This window comes from Pedobacter sp. 01N416 (assembly GCF_056399685.1).
Genome location: NZ_JBFTRT010000306.1, coordinates 1 through 8,695 on the forward strand (window position 1 = coordinate 1; position 8,695 = coordinate 8,695).

Consider the following 8,695-nt stretch of genomic DNA (forward strand, 5'->3'; position numbering starts at 1 on the left):
GCCCAGATGTCCATGCTGCCACGCCTGAGACCCAAATGTTTTTATGACCTGGTGATCGAAGTAGCCATTGTCCGTCCGGGCCCCATCCAGGGTGATATGGTCCATCCCTACTTAAGACGGCGTAACGGAGAAGAAAACGTGGAATATCCTTCCGAAGAATTAAAAGATATCCTGCACCGAACATTGGGCGTTCCCCTCTTTCAGGAACAGGCCATGAAGATCGCCATTGTTGCCGCAGGCTTTACCCCAGCAGAAGCCGATGAACTGCGCAGGAGCATGGCCACCTTTAAAGCTAAAGGTATGGTCTCCAAATTTGAAGAAAAACTCATCACCGGCATGACCAGCAAAGGTTATACCGAGGACTTTGCCAAACGCGTATTCAAGCAGCTGGAAGGATTTGGAAGCTATGGTTTCCCAGAAAGCCATGCAGCCAGTTTTGCCCTGCTGGTCTATGTTTCCTGCTGGCTCAAATGTTATTATCCCGATGTCTTTGCCGCAGCCCTGCTCAACAGTATGCCCATGGGCTTTTATCAGCCTGCACAGATCGTCATCGATGCTAAAAAGCATGGCGTGGAAATCAGGCCCATAGACATCAATTATTCCACCTGGGATAACCGGCTGGAAGAAAGGTCCGGAAAATATCATGCGCTCCGCTTAGGTTTCAGGCAGATCAAGGGCATGAATGCTAAAGATATCGAATACCTGACCAATGGCAGAAAAAAAGCATATAGTCATATCCACGAACTGATGGATGCTGGGCTCAGCCTATCTGCACTGGAACGGCTTGCCGATGCCGATGCCTTCCGCTCCATTGGTCTGGACAGAAGAGCTGCCCTTTGGGAAGTATCCGCCATGGCCGACCGCCCGGTTGCACTCTTTGAAAACCAGCCTTCAGAAAGCAGCCTGGAAATGCAGGCCACCCTGCCCCTGATGAGCAAAGGCGAGCATGTGATCCAGGACTATGCCTCCACATCCCTATCATTAAAAGCACATCCGGTCAGTTTTGTGCGTGAACAGTTAAGCCTCCTCCGCGTTTTGCCAACCCAGGACCTTGCCCAGGCAAAAGACGGACAGACCATCAAAGTAGCAGGTCTCGTCCTGGTCCGCCAGCGACCCGGAACAGCCAAAGGCGTATGTTTTATCACCATTGAGGATGAAACAGGATTTACCAACCTGGTCGTCTTTGAAAACCTCTTCGAAAAATTCCGAAAAGAAATCATCCAATCCAGACTACTTATGGTTGAAGGGAAGCTGCAGATAGAAGGCGAAGTGATCCATGTGATCGTCAAGCGCTGCTTTGATCTCACCAGCCTCCTGCGATCAATGGACAGGGAAGAGAACAATGGTTTCCCGACAGTCGCTTTCTCCAGATCCGATGAAAGGACCGCACCATATTCCGGCAACAGAGATGTAACAGAAAAAGGTGCTCCAGCCTCAGCCATTCCGGGAGGCAGAAATTTTAAATAATCATCAAATTACACCGGGTCATTGGAATACGTATTATTCTGCGACAGCGATAGCCGCGGATACCAGTCCGTGGTTAAGGCCTGAAGCCATATGAGCGGATAGCCCGGCGTTGCCAAAAAAAACAAAAGCATTAAACATCTATACCCACAAAAAAGCCACTGATCTAAACCAGTGGCCTTATTTCCCAAAACAGTCTCCTGTTTATTTTGCGCTGTTCTTTTTCTCGGTCACCTCAGCCCTGATCTCCTGGGCAAGGTTTTTAAGATCCTGCATAGCTTTACGTACACGCGTACCAGCTGCAGCGTTTCCACCATCATAAAATTTTGCTACATCAGCTTCAACTGAAGCGATCACTTCCTGTACCTGTTTGAATTTGTCCATAACTGTTTTTTAAAGGGCCAAATGGCCCGGGTATTGTTTTTTATCTAGGAAACCGTATTCCAGCCCTAAAACTAAACATTTCAACCAAAATTCAAAAAGAACTATTAAAAATTCCGAATCCCGGCACTATTGCCTGCCCTTATTACCTCTGCTTACAAAGGATAAACCGTAGCATCCGCCAACAAAATACCCTATCCGGAACAGCCTAGTATGGATTCTATGGGCAAAAACATAACATCGAAATGAAGATCGATTTTTAACTTAATTTAGGTGGCTGCCAAACAGACCTGTCTTTTTATCGCGCTGAAAACTTCAATTATCCAGCAAGCCAGGGATTTTTTGGATATCAAATCCCTGGCCGGTGTAAAGTGTGCAATAATTATACAGAAAAGTCAATTACTAAAGGTTTAAAGTTTGAATTTTATCCCTCCGTTTACCACAAATCCATCGACAGGTGCATAGATGTCCCTGAAAACAGGACTTGTAATGCTTCCAGTATAGATCGAATCAAAGCTGGTCTGCCTGGTGTCCGTTAAATTCTCAAAATTTACAAAAATTGAAAACCGTTCCCATAGCTTTTCTGCCATCAGGCCAGCAGTCCAATAGCTTTTACCAGTGGCGCCATCATTAAGCATCTGTTTGCTGAAATAGTATGCCTCGGCGCCAATCTTCCACTTATCTTCAAGCTCATACATCAATACATTGTTTAACCTGTGCTTTGAAACCAGCGGATAACTTGTACTGGTGCTTCCCGTGTGCTGGTTCACATCAGCTAGCGTATAACCTATAAAAAGTTTAAAATCACCATAGGTCACTTTGGCATTTGTTTCCATACCCCTGGTATCTAAATTACCTGTTGGTTGGACATAGGCCAGATTGGTTCCAGTAGCAGCCGTCAACAATATCGGGTTATTGATTCGGGTATAAAAAAACATCTGATTGATGCTGAATCCAACCGCACCGTCAAACAACGAGGTGCGGTAGTTCACATCATAGTTGGCACCATAAGAGCGTTCCGCCTTTGTATTTGCCACATCTAAAGGCGCTACATTTCTGAACTGGATCCGCTCTGCATCTTCGGTAAATACAGTTGGCGCCTTATAACCCAGACCACCGCCCAAGCGGATAGAAAAATGTTCATTGATCTTCCACAATCCAGAAATTCTCGGTAAAAAGAAAAACCCGTATTCATTGTGGTAATCTCCCCTTACCCCAGATTCGATACTAAATTTCTCTGAAAGGCTCCAGGTGTTCTGCGCAAATGCGCCGACCGTGTTATAATTGTAACTTCTTAGTGCATTCTTACTGTTCTGATCTTCCTTAAAATTATCGGTCAGAAAGTTTATACCCAATACCCAGTCTGCTTTTTCTCCGTTACGGCTATAATTTGCCTCGCTATAAGTAGATACCTGAACGCCTGAAAACAGGTAGTTTGGAAGATCGATGCTGCGGTCGTAATAACTCACTGAATTGCGAATGACCAGCTTTTCCCTTTCGCTTAGTTTATGATCCAATTCAACCTGAGAACTGTAACGCCCGGTTTTATTCTGTTCAAAATAAGAATGGGCAACACTGCCATTTCCCTTCACATATTCCAGATCGCCACCGATCCGTTTTTCAGTTGTAGCGTTGATTCCGGCCGAAAGCGTAGTCGCATCATTGAAATAAAAATATAATTTGGGGTTCAGGGTGAAACGGTCAAACTTGGGGATAGCGGTCAAACCGGCATTTGAAGGATCATAGGCTGTTCCTTTGTTATATGCACCGTAAACCGTGATACCTATTTTATCAAATTTCTGTCCATAAAAAGCACTGGCATCCAGTCCCAAAGCAGAAGTACCGTTCAAAAGGAAATTAAGCCGACGCGCTTCCGTCGGTTTTTTAGAAACCAGGTTTACCAGTCCAGCAATTGCTCCACCACCGTAAAGCGTAGAAGATGAACCTTTGATCACCTCTACCTGCTGCAGATCCAATGGGGCAATCTGAAGCAGGCCCAATCCACCCGAGAAACCAGCGTATAACGGAAAACCATCTCTAATGATCTGGGTATATTTTCCGTCCAGTCCCTGTATGCGGATACTGGAGTTTCCGCTGGTAGCAGAAGTCTGCTGGGTCTGGATCCCGGTACTTTCTGCCAGCATCATGCGGATGTCGCCAGGTTTCATATTTCCCTTTTCATCCAGTTCTTCCCCCGCGATGACCTCGACCCGTGTAGGAATATTATCAATGGTACGGCTGCTCCTTGTCGCTGAGATCACTACATCCTCCAAGTCCTCGTCTTCTTCAGCTGCAGTAAGTAAAACGGTCAAAAGGTTAGTTTCAGCAAGGGGAAAGGTCAGTGTATCCGTTTTAGTCTGGTAGCCTACATAACTAAACTGAATGGTCTGTTTACCTGAAGGTATACCACTAATACTTGCATTACCTGCACTATCTGATTTCGTGCCAATGGTCGTTCCAAGCACTTTTAATGTAGCTCCTGAAAGTACCTGGTTCGTCTTTGCGTCTTTGATGACGGCTTTATACGTATTTTGGGCAAAGGCGGTAACTGTAAACAACAGTATAGCCAAAACCACAATCGTTCTTTTCATAATGATCTTTAAATAATGATTTCGATAAATATGTCCGTTTAGGACGATAGGAAAATAAACTACGAAAGTTTGGGCGGCTGCCAGATGGAAATAGAAATAGCCTGGAGTTCAAGTGGAATATAAGCCGTATTGTGCTGAACAGGTAAAAGCTGGACCGCAAAAACGATCGTTGAACGTGTAGTGATGGTAAAGCCAATACAGGTACCGCAGACATAAAACGGTGAACAACCTTTGCAGCAATTATCACTATGTTCACTGCAAGCATGTTTTTCCGCTTTATCGGTTTTCAGTGCATGGCTATCTTCTCGCGCTAAAGCACAGCATGGTACCGCGGTTAGCGTAAATACGATGAGAGATAAAACCAGGGCAATGAATTTCACGGTGTAAAAGTATAAAATTTACTGATACCCGCGCCGTTATTATATGATATTACCGGTTGCAAAGCCTGTAAATAAAGAATAGAGCACTGCACCCTCAAATTTGATTATCCAATTGATTGAGGTTATTTTGCAAGCCTCAAGGCATCAGCAAACTCATCGGGCAGGGGGCTGTTTATGATGGCTGTGGCGGATGCTTCCACATCGTACTCAACACGCCTGAATTCAATTCGACACTATTTTTATCGGTTGTGGAACTGCCTGCATTTAAGTGGAGTATAAATATTACGATATAAAATTAATGACCCAAAATAAATTTGATTTTATTTGTAGTGACCATAAAGTCAAAAGGTGCACTTTATGTTTTCAACCGCTAAAAAAAAACCAGATCAACATCAGCTTCCCCCATCAATGGTAAAACATGTCGCCATTGCATAGGCTTTCAGTGTCCATTAAAATCTAATCAATCTTTGTACTTCTCAAGCGCAAAGAATTCAAGATAACAGAAACGGAACTAAAGCTCATCGCCAATGCAGCAATCATTGGAGAAAGTAAAATCCCAAAAAACGGATATAAAATACCTGCTGCTATCGGAATCCCCAATATATTGTATCCAAGAGCGAAAAACAGGTTTCCTTTGATATTTGCCATAACCTTATGGCTCAACAACCGGGCCTTTGCGATCCCGTTTAAATCTCCCTTCACCAATGTGATGGCTGCGCTCTGGATGGCTACATCCGTTCCCGTGCCCATCGCAATGCCGATATCAGCCTGAGAAAGTGCAGGTGCATCATTGATGCCATCGCCTGCCATGGCTACCTTTTTGCCTTGGGCCTGTAGTTTTTTTATTTCATTCAGTTTGTCCTCCGGCAGCATCTGAGCCTTAAAACCGTCCAAATTCAAGGTTTCGCTTACTGCATTTCCTACAGCTAAATAAGAAACGGTTTTACCCTGCTTTTGAGCGGCCCTAACCTGTTCCTCTGATTCAGGATTAATTGTCGTTTTAACATGTTCCATTAATTTTTGATTCCCCAAAGCCARCCTTTCTCCATCCAAGATACCCATTACTCCCTTTCCCGTGATCGCCTCAAAGTTTGATATGGGTTTAACATCTATCTTGTTTTCTTCCCCATAACGCAAAGTTGCCTGAGCCAATGGATGTTCGCTGCTGCTATTCAAAGCCACAATTTTTTCAAGAACATCCTGCTCTGTAAAATCCGGATTTACACTGACCACCTTTTCTACCGATGGCTTACCTTCGGTTACTGTACCAGTCTTATCTACGATCACTACATCAATCGCATTCATTTTCTCAAGGGATTCAGCATTCTTGATCAGTATACCAGACTGGGCACCCTTACCTACTCCCACCATTACTGACATTGGCGTAGCAAGGCCCAGCGCACATGGACATGCAATAATCAATACCGCTATTGCATTTACAAAAGCATAAACGTAGGCCGGATCGGGGCCATATACAGCCCATACCACGAACGTTACAATAGAAATCAATACCACAACAGGCACGAAATAACCTGAGATTTTATCCGCCATTTTTTGGATGGGCGCTTTTGAGCGGCTTGCCGAATTCACCATTTCGATGATCTGCGACAAAAGCGTTTCTGAACCCACCTTCTCCGCAAGCATCACAAAGGTTTTATTTCCATTGATAGTGCCCGAACTTACCTTGTCCCCAATATTTTTCTCCACAGGAACGGGTTCACCTGAAATCATGGATTCATCAATAATAGCTTCCCCGGTCTTAATACTACCATCTACCGGGATTTTTTCACCTGGCTTTACCCTCAACAGATCTCCTTTATGGATGTCATCAATAGATACTGATATTTCCTTATCCCCAACCACTTTTGTTGCTGTATTCGGGGCCAGCTTCAGCAGCTCCTTAATGGCGCTGTTGGTTTTGCTATGTGCCCCGGCTTCCAAAAGCTGGCCAAGCAATACCAAGGTCAGGATCACGGTTGCCGCCTCAAAATAAACAAAAACGGTACCATGATGTGTTTTAAACTGATCAGGGAAAAAATCAGGAAAAAGAAGTGCGACAAGGCTAAAAACCCATGCTACCCCTGCGCCAATTCCGATCAGGGTAAACATATTCAGTTTCCAGGTTATGATAGACTGCCATGCCCGCTGAAAGAACATCCAGGTAGCATAAAAAACCACCGGAATAGAAAGCGCGAACTGAACCCAGTTCCAGTACTTAAGTTCCAATAAATCAAACAAGGGATTATTTGGAATCATTTCAGTCATGGCTATAACAAAAATGGGTATGGTAAAAATTGTGGCTACCCGGAATTTTTTGAGCAGGGTTTCATAAGTTTTATCTTCCTCTTCAATATCTACCCCTAATGGAATTAGCTCCATGCCGCAGATTGGGCATGCGCCGGGTTTGTCACTAATGATCTCGGGATGCATGGGGCAGGTAAATTTTGCCGTATGCTTAAGAACGGGCTGTTTTATCAGGTCCATTCCACACACAGGGCAGTGCCCTGGCTTATCATAGGTCTTTTCGCCTTCGCAGTGCATCGGACAATAAAATAATGCTCCRGCTTCTTTTCCACCAAGCTCTTGTCTGGAGGAATTTTGCCCTTGGGATAATCCATGATGGTGATCATCTATATGTTCATTTGCTTTTAAAACATGTTTTTCAACAGCGCCCATTTCAATGCCGTAATGTCCAACAGCAGAAAGCGCCTCCTGCAATTTCTCAGTTGGTATATGTTTTTCCATTGTAATGATGGCTTCGGCGGGCTCCAGGGACACGTTTGCGAAAATGCCATCAATGGTATTCAGCGCATTTTCAACTTTGGTCCGGCAGCCCTGACAGCTCATTCCGGTTATTTTATAGGTGTGTTCCATGTTGTTGTTTTTCATTGGCTGGTAGCTTAAATTTAGTTATTTACCCAGTATTTATCTTTCTTAAAAAAAGCTGCCAATACCATAGCAAAATGGTTTGATCACATCAGTTGGCTACCGGCTGTTATAAACAGCAAAGCCGGGAAAAGTTCCCGGCTTTGTAATTATTTACATTTTTTGCATCCACCAGTATCTTTGCACTGTTTACTGCAATAATCTTCACATACTCCTTTTGTACAGGATTTTGAGCATTTGGTGCAATTGTTCATTTTACGGTTGCAGCATGGTGTGTTGCCTGCGAACGTATAGGTAGATAGACTGATCAACATCATTGATGTGATGATAAGGAACTTTTTCATTTGAATATTTTAATGTTGTGATAAAAAACCAGCGTCAATTTTAGTTTATTTATATCAACAATACTTTCGGCGGGTGCCAGAAAGGGAATGAAAAGTCAATTGTACTTTCACGCGCCAGATTACCTGAGCAGTTTTCAACCTCTATAGGAGCGGCTGGTACTATTTGAACCACTTTGTTTATGGTGAATCCTGGCACATTGCAGCATAGTTTGGTCAAACACATGCCCATTGCTTTATCCGTTTTGTGCGACTTGCATGGCTTAGCCATACCCGATTGCATACAGCATTTCGGCTCTTTATCGTATTGCATAGCCTGTACTGTTCCAGTAACAACTGAAACTAGGCTCATGCAGATAACCATAAAAAACGCGATGACTTTCATGATCGCAAGTAACATTTTTCTCTCGCAAGAACTTTATATAATTTTATGAATTTGTTATATAATTTTTCGCCTTCTATTGATTGATAGTTTTAAAAAGCTTTCTACTAAAGCAATCTTCATTAACGAACTTTTCACAACATATCACCTAAACACTTAGTACTACAACAAATTCCAGAAGTGCTGAGTTTTATCATTTGATCAAAATCCTGGAAGCTGGTATATACATTTCAGTTAGCACTTAATTGATTTTTACACGACATCCTAAAG

General features: G+C 43.5%; 6 protein-coding genes. 1 reads left to right on the top strand and 5 read right to left on the bottom strand.

From position 1 onward, the window contains the following. The coding region (locus tag AC1DND_RS16855; protein ID WP_477583346.1) for a helix-hairpin-helix domain-containing protein at positions 1-1,467 on the top strand (1,467 nt) is incomplete at its 5' end. Positions 1,468-1,668: 201 nt separating this feature from the next. Here the strand turns inward: AC1DND_RS16855 and AC1DND_RS16860 are convergent. The 5 genes from AC1DND_RS16860 to AC1DND_RS16880 all read right to left on the bottom strand — a co-directional run bounded on the left by AC1DND_RS16860 (position 1,669) and on the right by AC1DND_RS16880 (position 8,428). Next, entirely contained in the window at positions 1,669-1,848 is a 180-nt protein-coding gene (locus tag AC1DND_RS16860) for a histone H1 (protein ID WP_167294634.1), read from the bottom strand. 407 nt (positions 1,849-2,255) lie between these two features. Beyond that, positions 2,256-4,436, bottom strand: coding sequence for a TonB-dependent receptor (locus AC1DND_RS16865; RefSeq protein ID WP_477583348.1), 2,181 nt, complete (start codon positions 4,434-4,436; stop codon positions 2,256-2,258). Between the two features lie 59 nt (positions 4,437-4,495). Then, positions 4,496-4,816 carry a DUF6660 family protein gene (locus AC1DND_RS16870; RefSeq protein ID WP_477583350.1) on the bottom strand — a complete coding sequence of 107 codons (321 nt, stop codon included), beginning with the start codon at positions 4,814-4,816 and terminating at the stop codon, positions 4,496-4,498. Between the two features lie 456 nt (positions 4,817-5,272). Next, positions 5,273-7,705, bottom strand: a complete 2,433-nt coding sequence (locus tag AC1DND_RS16875) for a heavy metal translocating P-type ATPase (RefSeq protein WP_477583352.1) — start codon at positions 7,703-7,705, stop codon at positions 5,273-5,275. Between the two features lie 390 nt (positions 7,706-8,095). After that, a complete protein-coding gene (locus AC1DND_RS16880; RefSeq protein ID WP_477583354.1) occupies positions 8,096-8,428 on the bottom strand; it encodes a hypothetical protein in 333 nt (110 codons plus the stop codon). Positions 8,429-8,695: the final 267 nt, after the last annotated feature.